This window comes from Paenibacillus ihumii (assembly GCF_001403875.1).
GTDB lineage: Bacteria > Bacillota > Bacilli > Paenibacillales > Paenibacillaceae > Fontibacillus > Fontibacillus ihumii.
Genome location: NZ_LN884298.1, coordinates 209,474 through 234,145, shown reverse-complemented (window position 1 = coordinate 234,145; position 24,672 = coordinate 209,474). Strand labels below are relative to the sequence as shown.

At 53.5% G+C, this 24,672-nt stretch carries 20 protein-coding genes and 1 pseudogene; 15 read left to right on the top strand and 6 right to left on the bottom strand.

Translation table 11 applies throughout. From position 1 onward, the window contains the following. Positions 1–68: 68 nt before the first annotated feature. Positions 69–329 (bottom strand): DUF2164 domain-containing protein, encoded by a 261-nt coding sequence (locus tag BN2762_RS06140; protein WP_392391566.1) that lies wholly within the window; start codon positions 327–329, stop codon positions 69–71. 392 nt (positions 330–721) lie between these two features. Here BN2762_RS06140 and BN2762_RS06135 point away from each other — a divergent pair, with 392 nt between their 5' ends. After that, a complete protein-coding gene (locus BN2762_RS06135; protein WP_392391565.1) occupies positions 722–2,428 on the top strand; it encodes a glutamine--tRNA ligase/YqeY domain fusion protein in 1,707 nt (568 codons plus the stop codon). 1,288 nt (positions 2,429–3,716) lie between these two features. Beyond that, positions 3,717–3,935 carry a DUF378 domain-containing protein gene (locus BN2762_RS06130; RefSeq protein ID WP_055106138.1) on the top strand — a complete coding sequence of 73 codons (219 nt, stop codon included), beginning with the start codon at positions 3,717–3,719 and terminating at the stop codon, positions 3,933–3,935. An 80-nt stretch (positions 3,936–4,015) separates the two neighbouring features. Here BN2762_RS06130 and BN2762_RS26810 read toward each other — a convergent pair whose 3' ends face one another. The 3 genes from BN2762_RS26810 to BN2762_RS06120 all read right to left on the bottom strand — a co-directional run bounded on the left by BN2762_RS26810 (position 4,016) and on the right by BN2762_RS06120 (position 6,909). Then, on the bottom strand, positions 4,016–4,363 hold the full coding sequence (locus BN2762_RS26810) for a hypothetical protein (protein ID WP_148499887.1): 348 nt from the start codon (positions 4,361–4,363) through the stop codon (positions 4,016–4,018). Positions 4,364–4,486: 123 nt separating this feature from the next. Further along, entirely contained in the window at positions 4,487–5,464 is a 978-nt protein-coding gene (locus BN2762_RS06125; RefSeq protein ID WP_055106137.1) for a LacI family DNA-binding transcriptional regulator, read from the bottom strand. Positions 5,465–5,691: 227 nt separating this feature from the next. Next, positions 5,692–6,909: an MFS transporter gene (locus BN2762_RS06120; RefSeq protein WP_055106136.1), complete on the bottom strand. Its 1,218-nt coding sequence runs from the start codon at positions 6,907–6,909 to the stop codon at positions 5,692–5,694. 161 nt (positions 6,910–7,070) lie between these two features. On the opposite strand from BN2762_RS06120, the gene mobA reads away from it, so the two are divergent. Further along, entirely contained in the window at positions 7,071–7,712 is a 642-nt protein-coding gene (gene mobA, locus BN2762_RS06115; RefSeq protein ID WP_055106135.1) for a molybdenum cofactor guanylyltransferase, read from the top strand. On the opposite strand, the gene BN2762_RS26805 is transcribed toward mobA, so the two are convergent. Then, positions 7,667–8,152, bottom strand: coding sequence for a hypothetical protein (locus tag BN2762_RS26805; RefSeq protein ID WP_148499886.1), 486 nt, complete (start codon positions 8,150–8,152; stop codon positions 7,667–7,669). The two genes, mobA and BN2762_RS26805, sit on opposite strands and share 46 nt — an antisense overlap. Positions 8,153–8,600: 448 nt before the next feature. Here BN2762_RS26805 and BN2762_RS06110 point away from each other — a divergent pair, with 448 nt between their 5' ends. From BN2762_RS06110 to ychF, 7 genes and pseudogenes are all read left to right on the top strand, one after another. Beyond that, the gene (locus BN2762_RS06110; protein ID WP_055106134.1) at positions 8,601–9,296 is read left to right on the top strand and encodes a TorD/DmsD family molecular chaperone; all 696 of its coding nucleotides are present in this window, start codon (positions 8,601–8,603) and stop codon (positions 9,294–9,296) included. A 210-nt stretch (positions 9,297–9,506) separates the two neighbouring features. Next, complete coding sequence (cls, locus tag BN2762_RS06100; RefSeq protein ID WP_055106132.1) at positions 9,507–11,015, top strand: cardiolipin synthase; 1,509 nt, start codon at positions 9,507–9,509, stop codon at positions 11,013–11,015. 66 nt (positions 11,016–11,081) lie between these two features. Next, positions 11,082–12,114 (top strand): annotated as a pseudogene (gene fni, locus BN2762_RS06095) (type 2 isopentenyl-diphosphate Delta-isomerase). 170 nt (positions 12,115–12,284) lie between these two features. Next, positions 12,285–12,845 (top strand): ECF-type riboflavin transporter substrate-binding protein, encoded by a 561-nt coding sequence (locus tag BN2762_RS06090; RefSeq protein ID WP_055106131.1) that lies wholly within the window; start codon positions 12,285–12,287, stop codon positions 12,843–12,845. Positions 12,846–12,859: 14 nt separating this feature from the next. Continuing rightward, complete coding sequence (locus BN2762_RS06085) at positions 12,860–14,644, top strand: ABC transporter ATP-binding protein (RefSeq protein WP_055106130.1); 1,785 nt, start codon at positions 12,860–12,862, stop codon at positions 14,642–14,644. After that, complete coding sequence (locus BN2762_RS06080) at positions 14,637–15,464, top strand: energy-coupling factor transporter transmembrane component T family protein (protein ID WP_055106129.1); 828 nt, start codon at positions 14,637–14,639, stop codon at positions 15,462–15,464. Before BN2762_RS06085 ends, BN2762_RS06080 begins: the two co-directional genes overlap by 8 nt. A gap of 123 nt (positions 15,465–15,587) precedes the next feature. Then, entirely contained in the window at positions 15,588–16,688 is a 1,101-nt protein-coding gene (ychF, locus tag BN2762_RS06075; protein WP_055106128.1) for a redox-regulated ATPase YchF, read from the top strand. A gap of 943 nt (positions 16,689–17,631) precedes the next feature. Here ychF and BN2762_RS06070 read toward each other — a convergent pair. Further along, a complete protein-coding gene (locus tag BN2762_RS06070) occupies positions 17,632–18,573 on the bottom strand; it encodes a sugar-binding transcriptional regulator (protein ID WP_083484787.1) in 942 nt (313 codons plus the stop codon). A 250-nt stretch (positions 18,574–18,823) separates the two neighbouring features. On the opposite strand from BN2762_RS06070, the gene BN2762_RS06065 reads away from it, so the two are divergent. From BN2762_RS06065 to BN2762_RS06045, 5 genes are all read left to right on the top strand, one after another. After that, positions 18,824–19,558 (top strand): MBL fold metallo-hydrolase, encoded by a 735-nt coding sequence (locus tag BN2762_RS06065; protein ID WP_055106127.1) that lies wholly within the window; start codon positions 18,824–18,826, stop codon positions 19,556–19,558. A 100-nt stretch (positions 19,559–19,658) separates the two neighbouring features. Continuing rightward, entirely contained in the window at positions 19,659–20,690 is a 1,032-nt protein-coding gene (locus tag BN2762_RS06060) for an HAD hydrolase family protein (RefSeq protein WP_055106126.1), read from the top strand. 20 nt (positions 20,691–20,710) lie between these two features. Further along, complete coding sequence (locus BN2762_RS06055; protein ID WP_055106125.1) at positions 20,711–21,811, top strand: ABC transporter substrate-binding protein; 1,101 nt, start codon at positions 20,711–20,713, stop codon at positions 21,809–21,811. Between the two features lie 18 nt (positions 21,812–21,829). Next, entirely contained in the window at positions 21,830–23,584 is a 1,755-nt protein-coding gene (locus BN2762_RS06050; protein WP_055106124.1) for an ABC transporter permease, read from the top strand. Further along, positions 23,581–24,672 carry an ABC transporter ATP-binding protein gene (locus BN2762_RS06045; RefSeq protein WP_230202437.1) on the top strand — a complete coding sequence of 364 codons (1,092 nt, stop codon included), beginning with the start codon at positions 23,581–23,583 and terminating at the stop codon, positions 24,670–24,672. Before BN2762_RS06050 ends, BN2762_RS06045 begins: the two co-directional genes overlap by 4 nt.

The window sequence follows — 24,672 nt, the reverse complement described above, 5'->3', positions numbered from 1 at the left end:
CCCGGGTTGGGTTCCGATGATGCACGGTAAGGCACCCGAAGAGAGGGAGGGGCTTCTACTCCCTTTTATTATCTGGTCCGCTTGGGCTTTAGTTCAAGCGCATAGATGTCTTCCTCCAGCGATGCCATTTTCTCGTTTACGAGCTGCCGACAGTCGCCAAGTGCCTGGTTGTATACATAAGGGCCGATTTGTTTCAGAAAAAAATCGAGCATACCGTCCGCGGCCAAGTCACCGATTTGTTCGCCTCGTTCCATTTCGAAATATTCCTGAATAAGCGCTATAATTTGTTCGCGCTGCTCTCTAGGCAGCTTTAAAGGGGTAATACTCATAGTTTATACGTCCTTTCGCGAGAATGGATGGTTTTTATCATAACAAAAACGTCTGCCGCGGCACCTCCAAGGTGCCAGATTGTATTTAGCGTGAGTTTTTCAGTGATATAAGGATGCAAAGACTCTGAAGTTACGCTGGCCTATCAATACAAAACATCTATCGGGACACCTTCCAAGAAGCAGACCGCCTTTAGCGGGATTTTTTTGTGATATAAGGATGCAGAGACTTCGAAGTTACACTGTCTTATATCATAACAAAAAACGCCTGACAGCGCCCACTCGAAGATGCCGTGAAAAGCCCTGCCATTGAACTATTGCGAAGTTATCGGTATATTTATAAGAAGAAAATCGGGTCAGAACGAGGCTTATCATTTAAGGAAAGGTTGATATCCGTGGAGCATAACAGCAGTAACAGTACCCCTCCAAACTTTATTAAGAATATTATTACCGAGGATCTGAAGAGCGGCAAGGTGAAGGAGATCGTTACGCGCTTTCCGCCGGAGCCTAACGGTTATTTGCATATCGGCCATGCCAAGGCAATTTGGCTTAACTTCACGATTGCGGATGAATTCGGCGGACGCACCCACCTGCGCTTTGACGATACGAATCCTGTCAAGGAGGACGTAGAATACGTCAATTCGATCAAGGAAGACGTGAAGTGGCTTGGCTTTGATTGGGAAGAGCTGCATTTTGCTTCCGATTATTTCGAGGAGATGTATCAGCGGGCGATTGTGCTGATCAAGAAAGGCAAGGCTTACGTCGATGATCAGAGCCCGGAGGAAATTCGCGCGACTCGCGGGACGTTGACCGAGCCAGGACAGAACAGCCCGTACCGCGACCGTTCCGTGGAGGAGAACCTGGATTTGTTTGCCCGCATGCGCGCGGGTGAATTCAAGGACGGCGAGAAGGTGCTGCGCGCCAAAATCGACATGGCTTCGCCTAATATTAACTTAAGGGATCCGGTCATTTATCGAATCCTTCATGCTTCGCACCATAACACGGGAGACAAGTGGTGCATCTATCCGATGTATACGTATGCCCATCCCCTGGAGGATGCGATTGAGGGCATCACGCATTCCCTCTGTACGACGGAGTTTGAGGATCAACGGCCGTTCTACGATTGGGTCATTGAGGAGACGGAAATGCCAAGCGTTCCGCGTCAATATGAATTTGGCCGCCTGAATCTGACACAAACGGTAACTAGCAAACGCAAGCTGAAGCTGCTGGTCGACGAGGGTATCGTGGATGGCTGGGACGATCCAAGGATGCCGACGATATCCGGCCTGCGCCGCCGGGGTGTGACACCGGAAGCCATCAAGGCGTTCGTATTCGAAGCCGGAGTATCCAAAGCGTATGGGGAAATCGATCTGAAAATGCTCGATCATTTCATCCGCGAGGATTTGAAGCTGAAGGCGCCTAGAACGATGGCTGTCCTTGATCCGCTCAAGGTCGTGATCACGAATTACCCGGAAGGGCAAAGCGAGCTGCTCGAAGCCGAGAATAATAGTGAGAATCCGGAAATGGGACATCGCCAAATCCCGTTCTCCCGGGAAATTTACATTGAGCGTGAAGATTTCATGGAGAATCCGCCAAGCAAATATTTTCGCTTGTTCCCGGGCAATGAGGTTCGCTTGAAGCATGCTTACTTCATCAAATGCAATGACGTGATCAAGGATGAGGAAGGCAATGTGCTTGAAATCCACTGCACCTATGACCCGGAAACGAAGAGCGGCAGCGGCTTTACCGGCCGCAAGGTGAAGGGCACGATCCATTGGGTGGACGCTTCTCAGGCAGTGCCTGCGGAATTCCGGCTGTATGAGCCACTTATTCTGGAGGAGCAAGTAGAAGAAGAAATTCAGCTCGACGACGAGGAAGCCGGCGAAGAGAAAACCTTCATGGACTACCTCAACCCCAACTCTCTGAAGGTGGTTCAAGGCTTTGTGGAGCCTGGTTTGAAGGATGTGAAGCCGCAGGATAAATTCCAGTTTTTCCGGCACGGTTATTTCAACGTGGACTCCAAATATTCGGAGCCGGGCCGCCCGGTCTTTAACCTGATCGTTTCGTTGAAGAGCTCCTTCCAGCTTCCCGCCAAAAAGTAAATTAGGGATATAAAGGTACTGCGTGCATAATGCAGATGAGTATAGTGTTACGTACACAGTAGATTTGCTTGATGCATATACATAGTGCGCTTGCATAGTGCGCTTGCATAGTGCACTTGCGTAGTGCTTGTGTAGTGCACTTGCGTAGTGTACCTGTGTAATGTACCTGTGTAGTGCACTTGTGTAGTGCACTTGTGTAATGTACCTGTGTAGTGCACTTGTGTAATGCACTTGTGTAGTGCACTTGTGTAGTGCACTTGTGTAGTGTACTTGCGTAGTGTACCTGTGTATGTACTTGCGTAGTGCACTTGTGTAATGTACTTGTGTAATGTATTTGTGTAGTGCACTTGTGTAGTACATTTCTGCAGAACATTTGCGTGGTGTATAGAGTGGTACATTGCGTGTTTATTTTGTGGTGTATTTACGAAGTTTAAGTCATCGGTGTATATGTGAACTGTATGTGTATGGTCTATCCGCGGAGTGCATGTGCATGGGCTATCTGCCGAGCATAGTGCATTTACCGCTACAAAATACCCGCTTAATAGCGAGCCGTGAGACCCGCTTTATAGCGGGTTTTTTGCGTTATTTACGCTAGCTAAGGCTTGTGGGAATATTTGTAATGTTTGAAGGTGGCTAAGTGGTCACGATTAAAACCAGGAAAGGGCCTAACAATCCTTGGAGAATTACTGAAGGACGGGAAGTGCAAGGTGTAAGGAATCAGTTGAGAATCAAATAAGGGGTAGCGTGAACGGGCAGTGGTAGAGGGCAGTAATTGGGGCGATCAAGCCCAGCTCGGAGTTCGTAAGTAATGTGAGGCAGCAGGAGTGGTCTGAAGTAGCTTGAAGCGAAGTAGCAGGATTGGCTGAGGTAATTTTAAGTGACGTAGCATAACAGGGTTGGTTGAAGTAATTTCTAGGGAGTGACAGGATTTGTGAGAGTAAAATGAAGCAAGTAGCAGGATTGAGTGGAGCAAATAGCATAAAACGGCAAAATCTGGTGGAAGCTAACGGACCCTAGTTCCGCTATTTACGGAAAAAAGCACAAAATTTTAAACTAACGGACCGTGGTTCCGCTACTCGGCAAAAAGAACCTGATATGGAGCAGTTTTAGGGGCAATAGCGGATCCTGTGTCCGATAAATTGCCAAATCGAGCAAAATAGAGGAAATAACGGATCCCATGTCCGTTAAGAATATTTTGAAAAAATGTTTTTAAAAGCTGCATTTTTAGGAAATAGTATATCGTAACAAACCATAATTTAAGTTTGATTTCCTAATAGGAGGAGCTAACGTGAAAACATTAGATACGATTGCCCTTACGCTGCTCATTATCGGCGGCATTAACTGGCTGCTAGTAGGATTGTTCCAATATGATCTGGTAGCATCGATTTTTGGCGGTCAAGACAGTGCAGGCGCTCGGATTATCTATACGATCGTCGGAATTTGCGCTTTGTATTGCATCAAATTCTTCGGAGGAACCGCCGTCGACAACAACAGGGCTGCGCGTTAAGCCTATTGCTAACCGCATGGCAGCAGGCGCTTACTCCAGTGGCCAACGATGCCCCGGAGTGATCCCGCTGCCATCGTCGGCTAGCCTTGCAGCCTGGCGCATTCACGCCCGCCAAGTAGGCAAGCCCCATGCTGGTCTGGCAGCAGGCGCTCACTCCGGGGGTAAACGATGCCTCCGGGTGATCCCGCCGCCATCGTCGGCAGCCGCACTGCCCTGGCGCATTCACGCCCGCCAAGGGGGCAAGCCCTATGCTGGTCTAGCGGCAGGCGCTTACTCCGGTGGCCAACGACGGCTCCAGGGTGATCCCGCCGCCATCGTCGGCAGCCGCACTGCCCTGGTGCATCTATGCCCGCCAAGCGCGCTAGCCATGCCACCTCGGCGTAGCCATGCCACCTCGGCGTAGCCGTGCCACCAATAGCCACAGGCATGCAGCCCAAAAAGCCGCCCCGCTCCATCAAAAAGGATGAAGCGGGGCAGCTTTTTTTGCGTCTGCTGCTGATTATACCGCAGAACAATAGTACCTCCGGCCAATAGTACCTCTGGCGCGATGCTTAAACTGTGGATCGTTCAATTAGCTTAAAGCCCAGCTCCTGAATAATCGTGCTGTCGGTCTGTTTGGTAATATGGCGGTAGATGATGCCGAAGGCCTCCGCTCCAATTTCATTCAGCCGGTTATCGATGGTAGTGATGCCAAGAAGCTTGGAGATCGGCTGATTATCCAGACCGATAATGGCAAGCTCGCCGGGAATCCGGATGCCTTCATTCTGCGCGGCAATCATCAATCCGGCGGCAACCTGGTCTCCGGTAATTAGGAGCGCGGTTGGCGGGTCGTCCATAGTCATGATATGTGCCAGCAGTCTGGCGCCATCTTCGAGCTGAAAGCAGTTGTCGAAGATCCAGGCTTCACGGCTCTCGCCTCCGAGGGAGGTCAGCGTATCCACATAAGCTTTGTGGCGGGTGATGCTGCTGGCGCTATTTCTGCGGTTGACCGTGTAGCCGATTCGGCGATGTCCCTTCTCCCACAAATACATGAGAGCCTTTTGGAAGGAGGCATAGTGATCGAAATAGACACTGGATAAGGCTCGCCCGCGCACTTCCTCGCATAACGTAATCGGGCCGTATTTGGCATATTTCTCGATCTGATTCAAGGACAGGGAACGCGAGACGATGATGAGCCCGTCAACGATCTTATCCCGCAGCATGTGAAGCGCCTTTCGTTCCTCATGGGCACGGTAGCCAGTCTGGCACAGCATCAGCTGATAGTTCACCTGCAGCGCGTGCTGTCCGATCCCTTCGACGACCTTTCCAAAGTAAGCATTATTGATCTGGGGAAGAACAACGCCGATTGTCTGCGTAGCTCCCTTGACCAGGTGAACGGCGTTCATGTTCCGCGAATATTGCAGGCGCTCTACGGCCTCCTCAACGGCCTTGCGTTTATCCTCCCGGACGTAGGGGTGATTGTTGAGTACCCGGGATACCGTGCTGATGGAGACTCCGGCAGCCTCGGCGATTTGTTTAATGTTCGGCATGTCAGCAGCCCACCCTTCCATCCCAATTTTTATGAGGTCTTACTTGATCTGAAATGCATTTCATAGTTTAAAATAAGGAAGTACCACAGAAAACAACACCTTGCTGTTCGGCGTGACCGGCTGCTGCGTTCGGGCGTGACGGGCAGGGAGTTGTTTTTTTGCATAATGTAATCGTCCAGTTAATAAAAGACCGATGCCCCTATGGAGCATCGGACATTTCGGTTCCATCAAGCTTCTTCGGATAACGGAATAGGCGAATAGCCTGCCTTATAAATGCGGTACCACATGGCTGCAAAGCCTGCCGCGCCGAATAATGTGAAGGCGACGCCGATGCGGTACATGATGACCGCCCCGAAGCTTTGGAACAGCCAACCGCCGAGGAACCCGGCCAGAATGAAGGCAAGACCGCTCAGTGCGAAGGCGTAGACGGCTTGTCCAGAGGAGCGAAGAGGACGGGGCAGCAGCAGGGCAGTCAGCCGGGTGCCTACATAGAAGAAGCCGCCGAATGTCACCGAATGCAGCACTTGGATAAAAATGATTTGTACTGGCGTAGAGGCTACGGACATCAGCTGCCACCGGAGAGCGAACAGGAGGCTGACGATCGTGATGCAGGCCATTAAATAGGTGATTCTTCGCTTAAGGAAGCGATGCAGCAGCACAAAGGCCCCCGCCTCGAATAGCGTGGACAGGAACACCGCCCCGCCAACCTCCAGCCTCGAGCTGCCCAAATCATTCATGAACAGCGGCATAAATATAGTGTTAATGGCATTGGGGATAGAGACCATCACCCCGAACGCAATAAAGGCGATAAAGTATTTATTCTGCACAGCCCGGGCGATTTCGAAGGATTTCAACCAAGGCGTGTTCGTCGTCTTACGAATGGACGGGAGCATCAAGGCGGAGCCGATCGCCAGCATCAAGGTCGCGGTAAAGAGCAGGGCAATGCCGTTATGTCCGACCTGGTCGATGACGAAGCCCGCGGTTAGCGCCAGCAAAGTCCATCCCAAGGAGCCCCACAGCCGATAAGTGCTGAATCTCAAATCGGTCCCTTCGATATAGCCGAGAATCAGGCTGTTGCTCTGCGATAGCAGGGGACTTTGAAAGAAATACAGCAGAAGCATCGTCAAATAGAGCATAGTAAAGGTATTAACCTGAAATACCATATGGCCGGCGATTAGCAGGCCTGTAAGCATAATTAGCAAGATGATGCGAATATTCTGAGTACGGTCGCTCAAATATCTCCAGAATGGATGGGCAAACAGGGAGACCAGAGGGGCAATCGCCATCAGGCTGCCGATTTCCAGCTTGTCCATGCCGACGTCCAACAAATATAATTGGAAGAAGGCTGCAAAGATAACCATAGTTCCATAAATGAAAAAATTAAGCAGCCCTAAGGGCAGTAAAGAATTTGACGGATTCTCAGTATAATTCCGCAAACGCGCCATTCCCTTCTGTCCAAATCGACACTGAATCGATAGCTCGCAATGATTTAAATGGTTACGTTCTCAATGTAACACAGGGACGAAAAAGGTTACAAACCATCTTTTACCGGATTAACAGAAATATTACTAATTATAACCCTTCTTGAACATAAGGAGACGATAAAATGGAATGGACTGGAATTATTTTGGCTGGCGGCCATTCGAGCCGGATGGGGACCAATAAGGCAGTTCTGCCTCTAGGAGGGCTTTCTGTCATTGAACGCATTGTAGGGGAACTGCAGAAGGCTGCCGGGCATATCGTCATCTCCAGTGGGCAATCAAGCGCTTATGCCGGGCTTGGGCTGCCTTTGCTGCCGGATATCTATCCGGGGTGCGGTCCGCTGGCAGGGATTCATGCCGGCCTTGCGGCATCGCCTCATCGGTGGAGCCTAGTCGTGAGCTGCGACATGCCCTTCGTAAATGCGCCGTTGTTCCGCTTTTTGGCCGAGCAGGTTCGGCAGCATGAGGAACAGGGCAGCGAGCCATGCGGAGAGATCTTGGATGCGCTTGTTCCCCGCATAGGCGGCCGGCCGCAGCCGCTGCTGGCCATGTATAACCGCAGTGTATTGTGCGGGCTGGAGCGTACGCTAGGGGAAGGCCGCCTGAAGGCAAATCAGTGGGTATCAGGGCTTAAAGCCAGATATATTGGAGAACAGGTGCTGAGCGAAGCCTCCGGGCTGTCTGCGGAGCTGGCGGCTTTCAATATGAACCGGCCGGAGGATTACCAGGCTGCGCAGCGGCTGTATGAACAACAGAATTTGCAGTAAAAAAGGCGAACCTTTTGGCGCTCCTGCGTCCTAGGCTCGCCTTTTTTCAAGATTAGCCCGATTTGCGGCATTACATTAAGCATAATGGGGAAGCCCAACGGGAAGCTTCCAGCAGGCAAATTGCAGCGGGCAGCTTTCAGCACACAAATACCAGAACGCATGATTTCCAGCAGGCAGCTTCCAGCACACAAATTCCAGCACACAAATTCCAGCACGCATGAATTACCAGCAGGCAGTTTCCAGCACGCAAACTCCAGCAGGCAACATTCAGCACGCAGCTTCAGTTTGCGGTGTTTTGTTGAATGACGGCGGTCGGTCGGCCATAGCTTCGTCCGCCGCCTGAGAGGAGGCTGCAGCGATCGGTCACAGAAATGCGGAGGAGTCGTGAATCCACCCAAGTCATCCAGCCAGGAATCCAGCAAGCTCCAGCTTAGATTCATCCCAAGCTCCTAGCAGTGCATCAAAAGCTTAGATTCAGCCCAAGCTCCTAGCAGTGCATCAAAAGCTTAGATTCATCCCAAGCTCTTAGCAGTACATCAAAAGCTTAGGTTCAGCTCAACTCCTTAGCAGTGCATCAGCACCCTTTAGCAGGGCATTAAACTTCTATAAAGCTCGCATAGGCCGCATAGGCCGCGCCAATTTTCAGGGTGAACGGCGACGGAGAAAGCGTTAACCAAAATGTAAAATATATCATATAAAGCATTTTCATTGTTAGGCTATAATGAAGGTGAGCGATACATGACCCCCTTAATCATGTGTCGGTATATGTTTACTTGGATGATTTCCGAACCAAGGAGGAAATCATCTTTTTTTCAAACTAAGCGGGGCATAAACCTTAATATACGGGCCTATACTTGTCTTATATTTCTTTGCGGGGAGATGACCGATATGAGCATGTTGTTCAAAGAGCCTGTTCAAGCATCGCCGGAGCAAATCGTATGGCTGGAGCGCCGCGGCTGGGTGTATGAGCTGCTGATGGATTTTTTGAGCCGTCCGCCGCGCATGTCTTTGATTGCCCAATGGCGGCAGCGTGCGGAAGCGACGGATCGAATTCCCAACAGCAGGGGCGGTAAGCGGCTGAGAAGTTATTTGGAGAGCATTCCCGAGCATCAATTTCGCAGTGTATGCCATTTGGAAGCCGAGGAATATCGGCGGCTTTTCATGGGAGATCGGGGCTTGCTGATCCCTTGGGAAGGGACATTTCGGGCAAAACGGGACGGGGCGAATGCCGCTGCGTGCATCTCCCATATCCGGTCCATGTACGCCGATAGCGGGGTAGTGTTCAATAAATTGTCCGGCGAACGGGACGATCACATTGCCATGGAGCTGGAGTTCATGGCCGTCATGGCGGAGGGGATGCGCAGCCGGGCGGATTTGGAACATATGCGAAGCAGCTGCCTGGAGCTGGCTGACGCCCAGATCCGCTTCCTGGAAATCCATTTGCTGAAATGGGCCCCGCGGCTGGCAGAGGAGATGATCCGGGCGACCGAGACTCCGCTCTACAGCGGATTGGCCGAGCTGCTGCGCGAGTTCCTGCACCAGGATCTGGAGCAGCTTCGCAAATGGAAGGCAGATATAAGCTAGTTCAGGCTTCAACCTCATACAGAAGGACGATCCGCCTAGGGGCGCTGAAATCAGGCACCCGGTGATCGTCCTTATTTTGTTTAGTTTCCATTCTCATCGAATTTGTACCCTTATGCGCTATAATGGAGGGAAAGAACATTTTATTAGGAAGAAACTTGCGGATCATGTAAAATAGAATCACTGCAGCATACTGTGAAAAGGAGTACAACCATGAGACGTGGATTGCAAATCTTGATTATTGCCGCCATACTTATTGCATTTTATTATTTCGGCTTCGGCGTCTTCGGCAAGTTCGGCGGTACGCTGGTCAGTATTTTTCAGACCTTGACCGTAATTACGATTGGTTTTGCGATATTTATGGAAAATCGAAACCCTTCGAGTACCGTGGCCTGGATTTTGGTGCTTGGCCTGCTTCCGGTCGTCGGTCTTATTTTTTATTTCCTGTTTGGCCAAAACTACTTCAAACGCCGGAATTTCGATAAAAAGGCCGAGGAGGACCGCAAAAACTACGAACGCATCGATAACAACGCTCATATGCTGCCCCGGGATTTATCGCAGTTCACGCCCGAAGAGCAGCGGCTGCTTCAGCTGTCCCAGCGTTTGGCGCGGACGCCTTTTTCCATGGCTACCCGAACGAAGGTGCTGACGAACGGCGAGGAGACCTTCTCTTCGATCTTAAGGGAGCTGAAGAAGGCTGAGCATCATATACATATGGAATACTATATTTACCGGGCGGACGACATCGGGAGGGAAATCCAGAAGACCCTGATCGAGAAGGCCAAGGCTGGCGTTGAGGTCCGGTTTATGTTCGATGCCGTCGGCAGCATCGGTCTGCCGAAGTCCTTCATCCGCGAGCTGGAGGAGGCCGGGGTCAAGGTCGGCATTTATGGACAGGTCCGTTTTCTGGCCCTATCGAGCCGGGTGAACTATCGGAACCACCGGAAAATCGTCGTCATCGACGGCACGACCGGCTTCATCGGCGGCCTTAACGTAGGGGACGAATATTTGAGCCGGAGCAAGACGTACGGCTTTTGGCGGGACACGCATATGCTCGTTAAGGGAGAGGCGGTCCGCTCGCTGCAAATTATTTTTCTGCAGGACTGGAAATACGTCACCGGAGAGAAGATCATGGATCTGCAATATTTCTCACCGGAGCTGGAGACTGGCTGCGGCGGTGCCGTGCAAATTGTGCCTAGCGGACCCGACAATGAGAGCCGTACACTGAAAAGCATCTTTTTCTCGATGATGTCCTCGGCCAAAAAGTCTATCTGGCTCGCTACCCCGTATTTCATTCCGGATGACGATATTTTTACGGCGCTTAAGATTGCTGGCTTATCCGGTCTAGATGTACGGATTCTATTTCCGGCCAAGCCGGACAAATGGCTGCCGTTTCTGGCCTCTCATTCTTACTTTCCCGAGCTGCTTGAGGCTGGGGTGAAAATTTTTGAATACGAAAAAGGCTTTCTCCATTCGAAGCTGCTCATCGTGGATGGAGAAATCGCCACCGTTGGCACGGCCAATATGGACATGCGCAGCTTCCATTTGAATTTTGAGGTAAACGCCCTGCTCGTGCAGTGCGACAGCATCGCGCAGATGGTGAAGGATTTCGAGCGGGATTTGTTGTTTACGAAGCAAATTGAGTACAAAGCATTTATGGAGAAGAAGCTGTTCGTACGGTTTATGGAATCTGCGGCCCGGCTGTTCTCACCATTGTTGTAGCTTGTTCAAGCTTGTTTTAGTTTGAGATATACGGGATTGCGAAAATAAGGAATAAGGAGGGGCAATATGGGAAATACATCCGGGCGCAAAAGTGAACATATCCGCATTTGTCTGGAGGAGCAGGTAGGCGCGGAAGGTGTGCTGACCGGTTTTCAGAAATATGTGTTCCGGCATAATGCGCTTCCTGAATTGAATTTTGATGAGATTAGCCTGCAAACCATCTTTCTGGGGGCTCCGCTCCGTACGCCGTTCTTGATCAGCTCGATGACCGGCGGAAGCGAGCTGGCCGGCGTGATCAATGAACGATTGGCTGAAGTCGCCGAGCACCGCGGCTGGGCTCTTGGGGTTGGTTCCGTTCGCGCGGCGGTCGAGCGCGAGGAGCTGGCGGCTACATTCGCCGTCCGCGGCAAAGCGCCAAGCATTCCAGTTATCGCCAATCTGGGCGCTGTGCAGCTGAACTACGGCTTCGGCGCCGATGAATGCATGCGTGCGGTAGAGATTGCCGGGGCAGATATGCTCGTGCTGCATTTGAACGGGCTGCAGGAGATTTTTCAGCCAGAAGGCAACACGGCGTTTCGCGGCGTACTGGCCCGCATCGAGGAACTGTGCAGGAAGCTGCCGATCCCGGTCGGCGTCAAGGAGGTCGGCTGGGGGATCGACGGGATGACCGCGAAGCGCCTTCATGAAGCTGGCGCCGCGTTCATCGACGTGGCTGGCGCCGGCGGCACGTCCTGGAGCCAGGTCGAGAAGTTCCGCAGCGCCGATCCGGTTCGGCGCATCGCGGCGGAGGCCTTCGCGGATTGGGGCATTCCTACCGCGGAATGCATCCGCGAGGTGCGGGCGTCGGTGCCGCGCACCGCGCTCGACGGCGGCCCGCATAAGAAGGGCTTCTGTCCCTTATACACATCTAGATGTGGATAAGGGACAGGACGGGGCCGGGTTTGGACGCGCGCTGCTGGAGCCGGCGGTGCACTCGGTAGAGGCGCTTGACGCGCAGCTGGAGCGCGTCGAGCTGGAGCTGCGCACCGCCATGTTCGGGATTGGCGCCGGCAATATTGCGGCGCTTAGAAGCACGGCGCGGCTGGTCCGGCGGGAGTAAATGCGAATTTCGGATAAATCCGATAAAATTACACAGATTTATATTGCGTTTCTACGGGTTCCCCCTTATATTGAAATCAGAAGCTCCTTTGCCGGTACGACATAAGGAACATGCTGACATGTTAGGAACGGCAATGAGCCTGACAAGTTGAGATTAAGGGGGAATGTATCATGAAACCATCCATCTGGAAGTGGAGCACCCGAACGGTTGTGACGATCGGGATTGGTGCTGCGCTGTACGGAGCGACGAGCTGGATCGGCATTCCGATCGGAACGGATACGCAGCTTCGGCCTTCGATCGCTTTGCTGGCGATTTTCGGGGCACTGTTCGGACCTGTCGTCGGCTTCATTGCCGGCTTCATCGGCCATGTTATCAATGATTTCATTACAAGCGGCACGGTCTGGTGGGGCTGGGCTCTCGGCTCGGGAATTTCCGCGGCTTTCATGGGGCTGATTTACCTGGCCAAGGGCTTCAATCCGCAGGATGGAGAGATCAGGAAGGGCCATATCATACAATTTATCGTGTACGGCGTTATTGGCATTTTTGTGTCCCTGGCATTCTCGTATTTGTTCGATATTTATATCATGGGCGAGCCTGGCGGGAAGGTTATCGTTCAAGCGGCAGTTGCAGGGCTTGCGAATACGGCGGTCTTTTTTGTTCTCGGGATACCGGCCGTATGGGCTTATGCGAAGCGCAATCGGAATGACTCGAATTTGAGTGTAGATAGTTAGGAGTTTATGTCCTTATGCAGCCAGTGATTTCATTTCGGAATTTTAGTTTTCGTTATAAGAAGCAGTCCAAGCCGACTTTAATCAATATCAATCTCGACATCCTGCGTGGCGAGAAAATATGGATTGCCGGGCCGAGCGGCTCCGGCAAATCGACCTTAGCCCATTGTATCAATGGGCTAATTCCCTTTTCCTACCGTGGCGACATTTCGGGGGAGTTATGGCTCAACGGGCAGCCTGCGGCTTCGTTAGGGATATTCGAACGCAGCCGCTCAGTCGGGACGATTCTGCAGAACCCCGATGCCCAGTTCGTAGGGCAAACGGTGGGAGAGGATGTTGCTTTTCAAATGGAGAATGAGGCTGTGCCGCAGCCTGATATGAAGGTCAGGGTCCTCTCCTCGCTCGATTTGGTCGGAATGCTCGACTATGAGGCGCAGGGGCCGCATGATTTATCGGGCGGCCAGAAGCAAAGCGTATCGCTCGCCGGCGTGCTGACGACGCAGGCAGATATTCTGCTGTTCGACGAACCGCTGGCTAATCTTGATCCGGTCAGCGGCATGCGAGCTATGGCGTTGATTGAGGATATCCATCGCCGCAGCGGCAAGACGGTGATTATTATTGAGCATCGGGTTGAGGATGTGCTGGAGCAGCCGGTGGACCGGATCATCGTCATGGACGGCGGGGAAATCGTTGCGGCGGGCAGCCCTGAGCGCATATTGTTGGATGGCGTATTGCCTGAGCATGGCCTTCGCCAGCCGCTCTATCTGGAGGCATTGGCCTATGCCGGAGTGCCGGCGGAGGAATGGAGCCATCCGGTCCAGCTAGGTGCAGGCGCGCCCACGCAGCAATCGCCCACGCAGCAATTAGGTGCGGCCCTGGCTAGTGCGGAACCAGACAAGCTCGCGCGGCTTCGCGCGAGTCTTGAGCAGTGGGCCGGTTCTATCCCTGTACGGATACCATCTGTACGGGATGGAGACCCGAAGGACCCTCTGCTTGAGGTCCGGAATGTTACGTATGCTTATCCCGGAGGACGGGAGGTTGTTCGGGGGATTTCTTTTCAAATATACCCAGGGGAAACGGTGGCTCTGCTAGGCAACAACGGGGCAGGCAAATCGACGCTGTCCGGGCTGATCACCGGGCTGATGAAGCCCCGCTCCGGGGCGATTGCCCTGCGGGGGGAGGATATCAGCAGCTGGTCCATACGCCGCCGGGGCGAGCAGATTGGCTATGTCCTGCAAAATCCGCATCAGATGATAACGCAGCATATGATCCGGGATGAGGTGGGGCTTGGCCTCGCTGCCCGCGGCGTTGCTGCGGAGGAGCGGGAGAGGCGGATCGAGGAGGCGCTGCGCATATGCGGGCTGTATCCGTATCGGAATTGGCCGGTATCGGCGCTGAGCTTCGGGCAGAAAAAACGGCTCTGCATCGCCTCTGTACTGGTTCTTGATCCCGCCCTCATTATTCTGGATGAGCCGACGGCCGGGCAGGACTATCGGCATTACACCGAGTTTATGGGCTTTATTGAACGTCTGGCGGCCCGGGGGACGGCCTTCTTGTTCATTACGCATGATATGCATCTGGCATTGGAGTATGCGGATCGCGCGGTTATTCTGGCCGATGGCGAGGCCATCGCCGAGGGCAAGGTCGCAGGCTTACTGTCAGACGCAGAAGTGACCGGCAAGGCCCGTCTGCGGGAGGACAGTCTGTCCCGGTTTGCCCGGTTATGCGGCCTGTCGTCGCCGTCTCGTCTCGTAGAGGCTTATCTTGCTGTGCATAAGGGAGGGCAGCTCTCTGATGAGTAGAACGGGAAGCTTGTATATTGAGGGGAACTCGTTTTTTCACCGGATGGACGGGGCGGTTAAGCTGATCCTGCTGCTGAGCTGGACGGTCGCTACATTTCTGTTCCTCGATTTGCGCATATTTGCCGTCATGCTGGCGGCTGGTGCTGCCATGCTGCTGATGGCGGGGATTCCGCTGAAGCGAATGTCGTTTCTTTTCTGGATACTGACGGTGTTTACCGTCCTGAACAGTGCTTTTATTCTGCTGCTTACGCCGCGCTTCGGGACGACTCTGACGGGCAGCGATACGCCGCTCATCCCTATCGGCTATAGTACGATTAACCGGGAGACGCTGTTCTATGTGCTGACGTTATCGCTGAAGTATATGACTCTGCTGCCGATTACGCTGCTCTTTATTTTTACGACGCATCCGAGCCGGTTTGCTGCAAGTCTCAATAAGCTGGGCGTACCGTATAAAATGGCGTATGCCGTGAGCATCGCCTTTCGTTACATTCCCGACTTGACGCAGGAATTCCGGACGATTCTGAACGCAATGCAAATGCGGGGGCTGGGCATATCGCGGGGAGACGGAAGCTTGCGTAGACGGCTGAAAAATCTGTCCCTGATCGTTGTTCCGCTCCTGCAATCGTCGCTGCAGCATATTGAATCGGTATCGGATGCGATGGATCTGAGAGGCTTCGGCACGGGCCGCAGGCGCACCTGGTACATGGGGACCGTCATGTCGCTAGCGGATAAGCTGGCGATCATGCTGTGCCTGCTGCTTCTTGGGCTGGCGATATTTTTGAAGCTGCAAATTTTCCGGGAGTTCTGGTATCCATTCTAAGGCCGCTGTTGCCAAGCAGGATATTCCACAACGGTTGTCCTTGAAATATGGACGGGGTATATGTACTATGATTGAAGAAGATAAGAAGCTGAGCAATTACTATAATGAGGAGTTGTCATTCATATGGCTTTAAAAGCAGGTATCGTAGGTTTGCCGAACGTTGGAAAATCTACGCTGTTTAATGCAATAACGCAGGCGGGTGCGGAATCCGCAAACTATCCGTTCTGTACGATCGACCCTAACGTTGGGGTGGTTGAGGTTCCGGATGAGCGCCTTGATAAATTGACGGAGCTGGTCGTACCGAACCGTACGGTGCCGACTGCTTTTGAATTCGTTGATATCGCCGGCCTGGTGCGCGGCGCGAGCAAAGGCGAGGGTCTGGGCAACAAGTTCCTGGCCCATATTCGCGAAGTGGATGCCATCGTGCATGTCGTGCGCTGCTTCGAGGACGAGAACATTACTCACGTCGACGGAAAAATCAATCCGATCAGTGATATCCAGACGATTAACCTGGAGCTCATTCTGGCGGATCTGGACAGTGTGGAGAAGCGGATCGAGCGTTCCCGCAAAAATATGAAGGGCGGCAACAAGCAGTATGCGCAGGAGGTAGAAGTGCTCGAGCGCGTAAAAGAGGCGCTGTACAACGACCTGCCTGCGCGCAGTGTGGAGCTGTCCGATGACGAGAAGCTGATCATCCGCGACCTGCATCTGCTGACGATGAAGCCGGTGCTGTATGCGGCTAACGTGAGCGAGGACGGTGTAGCCGATGCGGACAGCAATCCGTTTGTGCAGCAGGTGAAGGAGTTCGCCGCGGCGGAGAACGCTGAGGTGGTGCCGATCAGCGCCAAGGTTGAAGCGGAGATCGCTGAGCTGGAGGGCGATGACAAGGCGATGTTCCTCGAGGAGCTGGGCCTGGAGGCATCCGGGCTGGATCGCCTGATCCAAGCCGCTTACCGCCTGCTCGGATTGTACACCTACTTTACTGCTGGGGTTCAGGAGGTACGCGCCTGGACAATTCGCAAAGGAACGAAAGCGCCGGGTGCGGCTGGAGTTATTCACACGGACTTCGAGCGCGGATTCATTCGCGCCGAGGTTGTGTCCTATGACGACCTGGTGGCTGCCGGCTCGATGAGCGCGGTCAAAGAACGCGGCCAGCTGCGGCTGGAGGGCAAGGAATACGTCGTCCAGGACGGAGACATCATGCACTTCCGCTTTAATGTGTAGGTGCGGGCAACCGAATATTTGCAAATAAAAGCTTGCCGGAATCGGCAGGCTTTTTTATGCGTGGTGGACATTTTAACTGCAGTGAGCTCTACTGTTGATCTGTTGCTTTATTTTAAATACGAACTTCGCTATGCGGCGAATCCCACGCGTTGGGAGCTGCGTTACTGGAGTGTGGGGTATTGAAGAAGCGGAGGTTTAACGAGAACGGACCCTGAGTCCGCTATTTTACCAAAAAGGCCAAAAAATTAAAGCTAACGGACCCAGGATCCTTTATTTGGGCAAAAATGAGTTAAAATACTGTCATTTGCGCTCAATAGCGGAACCACGGTCCGTTAGCTTGTTGAATTTGCCCAAATTCATAGTAATAGCGGATCTCCTGTCCGTTAGCCGAGCGGTCTCCATCATTCAGGTGGTTCAGCAACGTGCTTTTAAGGGATTTCTTCGAAGTATGGCCCCTACTAAAAAGGTAGCCCGAAGCTTGTGCCTAATACCCTAGACTACAGTGGGAGTTAGCGCCAAGACCCAATGCCTGTCTGAACTCTCTGCCACCCCCCTGTTCGTTCGCTGGGATTACGCACTTTGTCCCAGCGTTACAGTCTAGAAGTACTTCAGCTTACCGCACGAGTTAGCGCCAAGACCCAATGCCTGTCTGAACCCTCGGCCACCCCCTGTTCGTTCGCTGGGATTATGCACTTTGTCCCAGCGTTACAGTCTAGAAGTACTTCAGCTTACCGCACCAGTTAGCGCCAAGACCCAATGTCTGTCTGAACCCTCGGCCAACCCCTCTGTTCCCTCGCTCGTATTCAGCACATATTCCCTCGCTACGATTCGGCGCATATTCCATCACCACGATCCAGTACTTTGTCCCAATGCCCCGGTCCAACACATTGTCCCCAACGCAACAGCTTACCCAATACTCCAGCCCGTCTCCAAAACAAAACGCCTAGTTTTCCATGATCTTGTAGGCGGTGGCTTCGTCGGTGACGAGCATGTTGATGTAGCCGCCTGTCAGAGCCGCTCGGATACTTTCAATCTTGTGCAGCCCGAAGGCCAGGCCGACTACGTTGTCGGCTTGTCTCAGTTGTTCAAGCCCGATTCCAATGACTCTTTTGTTGATCGGGTGATCTACGATTTCTCCATTTCGGTTAATGAATCTCGAGTTGATGTCGGCTACGGTATCCAGCTCTTTTAACTCGCGCAGCACCGTTTCATTCAAGTAGCCGTACCGTTCCATAGTGGACATGGAGTAGGGGTTGCCGATCCCCACAATCGCCAAATCTATCTGCTCCCCCTCCTGCAGGACGGATGCTATATTAGGCAGCTTGACGATTTGTCCATGTAGCTCTTCCGTCTCGACAATCGAAGGGGCATACAGCGATTCGCATTTTCCGCCGAGCCTTTTGGACAGCTCGTAGGCAATTTGATTCGAGTGAACCTCGGTTCGCTCGTTGCCGGTTCCCCCAATGAGCGGAATAATTTTGACGTCGTCCTTTTTATCCAGCGGGAACTCTCTGACCATATGATACAACGAATTCCCCCAAGACACTCCGATCCGGTCCCCGTTTTTGATCAGCTTCTGTACAAATTGAGCCGCAGCCTTGCCCACGGCGCTGGTAACAAGCTCTTTATTTAAATCCCGCGTAGGCACAACGAGCACCTGCTGCAGCCGGTAAGCCATTTCCAGCTCTTTTTCCAGCTCCGTCGTTTGCTGCGGGTCATCATGCACGATGATTTCTACAATGCCGATCTCCCTGGCTTTCTGAATCATCTTGGAAATGATCGGGCGCGATATGCTGAATTTCTCAGCGATTTTCTCCTGTGTCCAGGATTCATAGTAGTAGAGCTTGCAGATTTTCGTCATCATTTTGATGTTGTCGTCATTCACGGCAAAGCCACCTTTATCTTTAAAAATCTCTCTCTAACGTAGGATCACAACATAGTATACACGATTATTTGGCGCAAAAAAGTGAGGCGGCCTCGCTTGCGGCAGATTTTACAATCGGATGATGCAGTTTTAACGTAACAAAAACAATGCTGTTTTACAATTGTATTGTGCCTGAACAAATGTAAAGCGAATAACGGATGATAGGCACAGGTAATTTCCGCATAAGAAGAGCTTGAGGTGAGTGGATGTAATGGACATCAAAATTCTAGGTTATTGGGGAGGTTATCCTTCGGCAGGCGGGGCTACGGCTGGATATTTGATCAACACTGGTGAAGGTCAGATTCTCCTGGACTGCGGCAGCGGAGTGATGAGCCGCCTGGTGCAGCATACGAGCGTGGACAAGCTGGACGGGGTCATTCTGTCCCACCTTCATTATGATCATATGGCGGACATCGGCATTTTGCAGTATGCGGCGGTAAACGCCATCCGCAACGGGAGAATGAAGAAGAGGCTGAATCTGTACACCCCCGATGAGCCTGCCAATATTTTAGATACGCTGTATGGAGATCATTCCGAGATTCACCGGATCGATTCGGGCCGCATCATCCGGCTAGCCGGAGCGGATATTGAATTTGTACCCGTGTCCCACACGGTCCCATGCTACGCAGTGAAGGTGACCTATCAGGGTAAGGTGCTGGTTTACTCGGGCGATACTTCCTACTGCGATGCTCTGGTGGAGCTTGCGCGAGGGGCGGATATTTTTCTCTGCGAGGCAACGATTTGCGAAGGGAGCGTACATACGACCGGGGCAGGCCATATGAACGCAAGCCAGGCGGGAATGATTGCGGATCAGGCGAACGTCAAGCGGCTGGTGCTGGTCCATTTGCCGGGGGACGGCGACCTGGAATTCATGCGCCAATCGGCCAGCGAAGTCTTCGGCGGACCCGTTGAGCTTCCGAATACCTCGGTCCTTTATAGCGTTTAATGTGATATGGCAACAAAAGAGGACGGGAAATAAAGAAATGAATAGGCCAGCCATAACATATTCGACTATTCAAGAAGAGGGCGGGGATTAAACATTGCAAATGGCATTAAGCAGGCAAGACTCGGGAATCGCCCGGGTGCAGGGGTTGTATCGGCTGTTGGCATTGGACATGGATGGAACGCTGCTTAATCCTGACAAGGTCATAACGCCAGCCGTCCATGAGGAGATCAGAGCATACATGCGCAGAGGAGGGCGAGTTACTATCGCTTCCGGCCGCTTTCCGGCTTCGGTCTGGCTGCATGCCAGGGCAGCGGAAATGAACGCTCCTCTAATTGCGCTTAATGGAGCCGTGATTCTGGATGAAGCGACCGGTGGGCTAAAAGCGGGTACTCCGTTGCCGCCGAAGCGTATCCAGGAGCTGATCCGGTTTGCGGATGAGCATGGCGCTTACGTTCAGCTGTATGGCTATAACAAGCTTTATGTTCGCGAGATTAACGAGATGAATGCCCGCTGGCCGCTGGCAAATGTCGTCGTTTCCCCGGACAAGGAACTGAATGAGCAAAATTACGCCGAGCAGCTAGGCATGATCGAGGTCGTGGCGGTCGGGGATTTGCTGCAGTTCGTGTCCGGCATCTCCATGCCGGCCCCGCCGATTTATAAAGCGACGGTCATCGGCCCGTCCCCGGACTTGATCTCGGAATGGATGAGGCGGTTGGGGATGGAAGCAGAAGCTCCACAACTGGCGAAGCCATCGCAGGAATTGCATTTGCTGGCTATGCCGCAACAAGAGGCGGCTCAACCAGAGGGGGTGCAGGAATCGCCTCAGCTGGCAATAGCCCGGAGCGAGCCGGCTTTTACGCTGACCCGGACCGGCCGGCATCGCTTCGATGTAAATGCGTACGGGGTAAGCAAGCGCTCGGCATTGGAGCAGCTTTGCCGCGAGCTCCATATCCCGAGCTCGGAGGTAGCGGCGGTCGGCGATTACGACAATGATGCCGACATGCTGGCCTGGTCCGGACTCGGTGTCGCGATGGGCAATGCCAAGCCGCATATCAAGCGGCTGGCCAAGGCCGTCACAAGCAGTAATGGAGAAGACGGAGTAGCGAAAGCCATTCAAAAATTTTTACTTTAGGATAAGGGGAGAAACCTACGATGTTCATAAACCAAGAGAGATTGTTCACCTTTAAAAAGACCTCAGTCATGGCCGTCATGGCAGCAGCTATGATGCTGTTCAGCGCTTGCGGTTCGCCGGCCAAGCCGGCCGCTAACGGGAGCACAGACAGCTCTGCTGCCGGAACGGAGCAGTCCCAGTCCGCCGGGGCAGCGCCTGCCAAAATAGCGGGACAGCTCGCATTCTATACGTCCCAGCCGGAGGAGGACGCCGCGCAGCTGGTTCAAGCATTCAACAAGAAATACCCGGATGTCAAAGTGGAGACCTTCCGCTCGGGAACAGAGGAGGTTACCGCCAAAATCCAGGCGGAGAAGCAGGCGGGCGGCGTGCAGGCCGATGTCCTGCTGCTGGCGGATGCTGTTACCTTTGAAGGCCTGAAGCAGCAGGATTTGCTGCTGCCTTACAAGTCTCCAGAGGCGGTGCATATTGCCGATGAGCTCGTAGATCCAGACGGCATGTATACCGGTACGAAAGTGATCGCCACGATCCTGGCTGCCAATACCGACAAGGTGCCTGTGCTGCCGACATCCTGGCAGGCTCTAGCCGCTGCGGACAGCAAGGATGCCGCGATTATGCCGAGCCCGCTCTATTCCGGCGCTGCGGCCTATAATATTGGCGTATTCTCGCGGTCGGAAGGCTTTGGCTGGGATTATCTCCAGGTGTTGAAGGACAACAACATGTCGGTCATTAAAGGGAATGGCGCCGTATTAAAAGCAGTTGCCAGCGGAGAGAAATCCTACGGCATGGTCGTAGACTATATGGTCGTACGTGAAAAAGCCAAGGGCTCCCCGATCGATTTGAGCTATCCGACCGAAGGGGTGCCGATCATTACAGAGCCGATTGCAATCATGAAGGGCACGGATAATCAGGAAGCGGCGCAGGCCTTTGTGGACTTCGTCCTGTCCGAAGAAGGACAGAAGCTGTCCGTGGACATCGGGTACACGCCGATTCGCGAAGGGGTCGCACCTCCAGAGGGGCTGAAGGGAATCGCCGACATCAAGATTCTATCTGCGGATCTGAACACGCTGACCCAAGAACGCGAGGCTGACAAGAAGAAATTTACGGAACTATTCGGTAACTAAAAAGGTGGCATGCAGCTTATGACGAATATCAATACTCCCGGCGCGGAGCTGAGGGCCAGGAAGGGGAACGGGGGCTTCCCCTTTGCCCTTCCCGGCGCATCCCCGGCGGGTCGCAACATCGGCGCTGCTGTAGGGATTATCGCGACATTGTTTTTCTTCGTTCTGCCGATCGTCAAGCTTGTTATGCTCAGCCTACAAGGGGAGCAGGGCCTCTCTCTCAATTATTATGCGGAGCTGCTGCAGCAGGAACGCTTCTGGAGAACGATGAAGCACACGTTCGTCATCGTCGCCGGTTCAACCCTGCTGTCCGCCGTTCTGGGCGTGACTGCGGCCTGGCTGATGGCCTACACCGATTTATCGCATAAAAAACTGCTGCATCTGCTGATGCTGCTCTGCTTCGTACTGCCCTCCTACGTGCTGACGTTGTCATGGTCGTCGTTTATGAGCCCGCAGGGCTGGATGGCGAGTCTGCTGCAGTGGTTCAATCCGGGGGCCAAGCCTTGGAGCATGTACAGTGTGGGCGGCATTATATTTGTCATGGGCATACATCATTTTCCGCTTGTGTATTTATTTACGGTCAACGTGCTGAAAAAAATCCCCCGGGATCTGGAGTGGGCCGCGAGCACAGGCGGAGCCGGGAGATGGAGGACCTTCGCCCGAATCACGATGCCCTTGGCACTGCCTGGCATCACAGCAGGCGGTCTGCTCGTCTTCCTCGCTTCCCTGGATAACTTCGGCATTCCCGCTTTTCTCGGGACGCCGGTCAACATTAGCGTATTAAGCACACTCATTTATGAGGAGATTATAGGCTTCGGTCCCTCTGCCTTCGGGCGGGGCGCCTCCTTGTCCGTAATCCTCGGCTTGATTGCCGTCGCAGGCACGCTTCTGCAGTGGCTGTCCGTTCGCAAAAGCAAGCAGGCGGAAGCCCTGCGAGCCGATGAGGAGCCGCGCTATTTGCTCGGCAAGCACCGCTATTGGGTCGGACCCCTTCTGTGGGGCGGTCTTATTTTCATCACGATCATTCCGCTATTTGCGATGATTTCCCTTTCGCTCAAAAAATCCTACGGAGGCAAGGGGCTCGGCAATTTAACCCTGGACAACTACCGGTATATCCTGCTGGACAACCCGTCCACCTGGAAATCAATTCAGAACAGTCTGCTGCTCTCCTTCACAACGCTGATCGTTTGTCTGGTCATCGGCACCTTGTTCGCCTATTTCCGGGTGCGCCGGCCTTCGAAGCTCAACCGGCTGGCAGAGCTGGCCATTTCCGTCCCTTATACGCTGCCGGGGATCGTCTTCGCTTTATCGATGATTCTTGTATGGATGGAGCCGATCCCGGGCTGGAATCCGGGCATCTACGGGACGACGACGATTCTATTCATCGCCTATGTCTGCCGGTTTCTCATCCTGCAGATTCGGGCGGGGGTCACTGCGTTCACGCAGGTCGACGCCTCAATGGAAGAAGCCGCCCGCATATCAGGAGCCGGAGCCTGGCGGCGCTGGCGCAAAATCCTGCTGCCGATGCTGCTCCCGGGGCTGATTAGCGGAGCCCTGCTTGTCTTTCTGACCGCGCTGACTGAATTGACGGTCTCGGCGCTGCTCTACTCCTCCGGCTCGCAGACGATTGGGGTTACGATTTTCGGATTTGAGCAGGCCGGGAACACCCTTTATTCCACGGCTCTGTCCAGCCTGATCGTATTCCTGATCTTCGCAGGCGCGGGATTGCTGGGGCTTCTTCAGAAATTTTCCTTCAAAAAAGGGGTGCAGTCATGACGATTCAATTAAAACAGGTGAGCAAGACTTTCGGAAGCTTTCAGGCATTGAAATCCATCGATTTGAATATAGCCGATGGCGAATTCGTAGCCATCCTCGGTCCTTCCGGCTGCGGCAAAACCACTTTGCTGCGCATGCTGGCGGGCTTCGAACAGCCGACCTCGGGGGAGATTGCCATCGACGGCCGCGTCGTAGCGACGTCACGGTCCAGCCTTCCCCCGGAAAAAAGACGGATCGGCATGGTATTCCAGAACTTTGCCCTGTGGCCGCACATGAATATTTATGAGCATGTCCGGTTCCCGATCCGCATGCATAAGGAGACGCCGCAGGCAATCCGCGAGCGGGAGGATGAGCGGATTAACGAGGTGCTCCGCCTGGTGGGCCTGGGTGAGCTGGCAAAACGGATGCCGCATGAGCTGTCCGGCGGCCAGAAGCAGCGCGTGGCCATTGCCCGGGCGATCGCGCCCGAGCCAACGCTGCTGCTGATGGACGAGCCGCTGAGCAGCCTGGACGCGATGCTGCGGATGGACATGCGGCGGGAGATCCAGTCGGTGCATCGCGAGACAGGCTCCGCCATCGTCTACGTGACGCATGACCAGGGGGAGGCCTTGTCTATGGCGGATCGGATCGTCGTCATGAAGGATGGGCAGATCGAGCAGGTCGGCACACCGCAGGAAATTTATTTGCGTCCGGAGACCGAATTCGTTGCCCGCTTCGTATCCAAGGCCAATTTAATTCAGGGAAGCTGGAGCCAGAACCGCTTTACGCCGCTCGGCGCCGATTCTTCGATATTCTGGCCTGGAGAGGCTGTAGCGGACTGCTTCAAGTCACAGGGGCTGTACCCGGTGCGTCCCGATCAATTCCGGCTGGAGCCGGCTCATGCTGGAGGATTGTACGGCGAGATCGTGAACGTCCAGTTTCAGGGTAAAGAATTCAACTATGACGTCCGCGCAGCAGGCCAGCAGTGGGAAGTGATCTCCCCGGCCGCCTTCAAGCTTCATGACCAGGTATCCTTGCATATTCCCGGTATGGTCTCCAATGCGTCGCCGGGTGAAGCTGTGCTGCAGCAGGCTACAGCAGGGTGGTGA

Bases quoted from the DNA above. Each gene is read 5' to 3' on its own strand.
- BN2762_RS06140 (WP_392391566.1), bottom strand. From the start codon at position 329: ATGAGTATTACCCCTTTAAAGCTGCCTAGAGAGCAGCGCGAACAAATT.
- BN2762_RS26810 (WP_148499887.1), bottom strand. From the start codon at position 4,363: ATGCCTGTGGCTATTGGTGGCACGGCTACGCCGAGGTGGCATGGCTAC.
- BN2762_RS06125 (WP_055106137.1), bottom strand. From the start codon at position 5,464: ATGCCGAACATTAAACAAATCGCCGAGGCTGCCGGAGTCTCCATCAGC.
- BN2762_RS06120 (WP_055106136.1), bottom strand. From the start codon at position 6,909: ATGGCGCGTTTGCGGAATTATACTGAGAATCCGTCAAATTCTTTACTG.
- mobA (WP_055106135.1), top strand. From the start codon at position 7,071: ATGGAATGGACTGGAATTATTTTGGCTGGCGGCCATTCGAGCCGGATG.
- BN2762_RS26805 (WP_148499886.1), bottom strand. From the start codon at position 8,152: ATGAATCTAAGCTGGAGCTTGCTGGATTCCTGGCTGGATGACTTGGGT.
- BN2762_RS06110 (WP_055106134.1), top strand. From the start codon at position 8,601: ATGAGCATGTTGTTCAAAGAGCCTGTTCAAGCATCGCCGGAGCAAATC.
- cls (WP_055106132.1), top strand. From the start codon at position 9,507: ATGAGACGTGGATTGCAAATCTTGATTATTGCCGCCATACTTATTGCA.
- BN2762_RS06090 (WP_055106131.1), top strand. From the start codon at position 12,285: ATGAAACCATCCATCTGGAAGTGGAGCACCCGAACGGTTGTGACGATC.
- BN2762_RS06085 (WP_055106130.1), top strand. From the start codon at position 12,860: ATGCAGCCAGTGATTTCATTTCGGAATTTTAGTTTTCGTTATAAGAAG.
- BN2762_RS06080 (WP_055106129.1), top strand. From the start codon at position 14,637: ATGAGTAGAACGGGAAGCTTGTATATTGAGGGGAACTCGTTTTTTCAC.
- ychF (WP_055106128.1), top strand. From the start codon at position 15,588: ATGGCTTTAAAAGCAGGTATCGTAGGTTTGCCGAACGTTGGAAAATCT.
- BN2762_RS06065 (WP_055106127.1), top strand. From the start codon at position 18,824: ATGGACATCAAAATTCTAGGTTATTGGGGAGGTTATCCTTCGGCAGGC.
- BN2762_RS06060 (WP_055106126.1), top strand. From the start codon at position 19,659: ATGGCATTAAGCAGGCAAGACTCGGGAATCGCCCGGGTGCAGGGGTTG.
- BN2762_RS06055 (WP_055106125.1), top strand. From the start codon at position 20,711: ATGTTCATAAACCAAGAGAGATTGTTCACCTTTAAAAAGACCTCAGTC.
- BN2762_RS06050 (WP_055106124.1), top strand. From the start codon at position 21,830: ATGACGAATATCAATACTCCCGGCGCGGAGCTGAGGGCCAGGAAGGGG.
- BN2762_RS06045 (WP_230202437.1), top strand. From the start codon at position 23,581: ATGACGATTCAATTAAAACAGGTGAGCAAGACTTTCGGAAGCTTTCAG.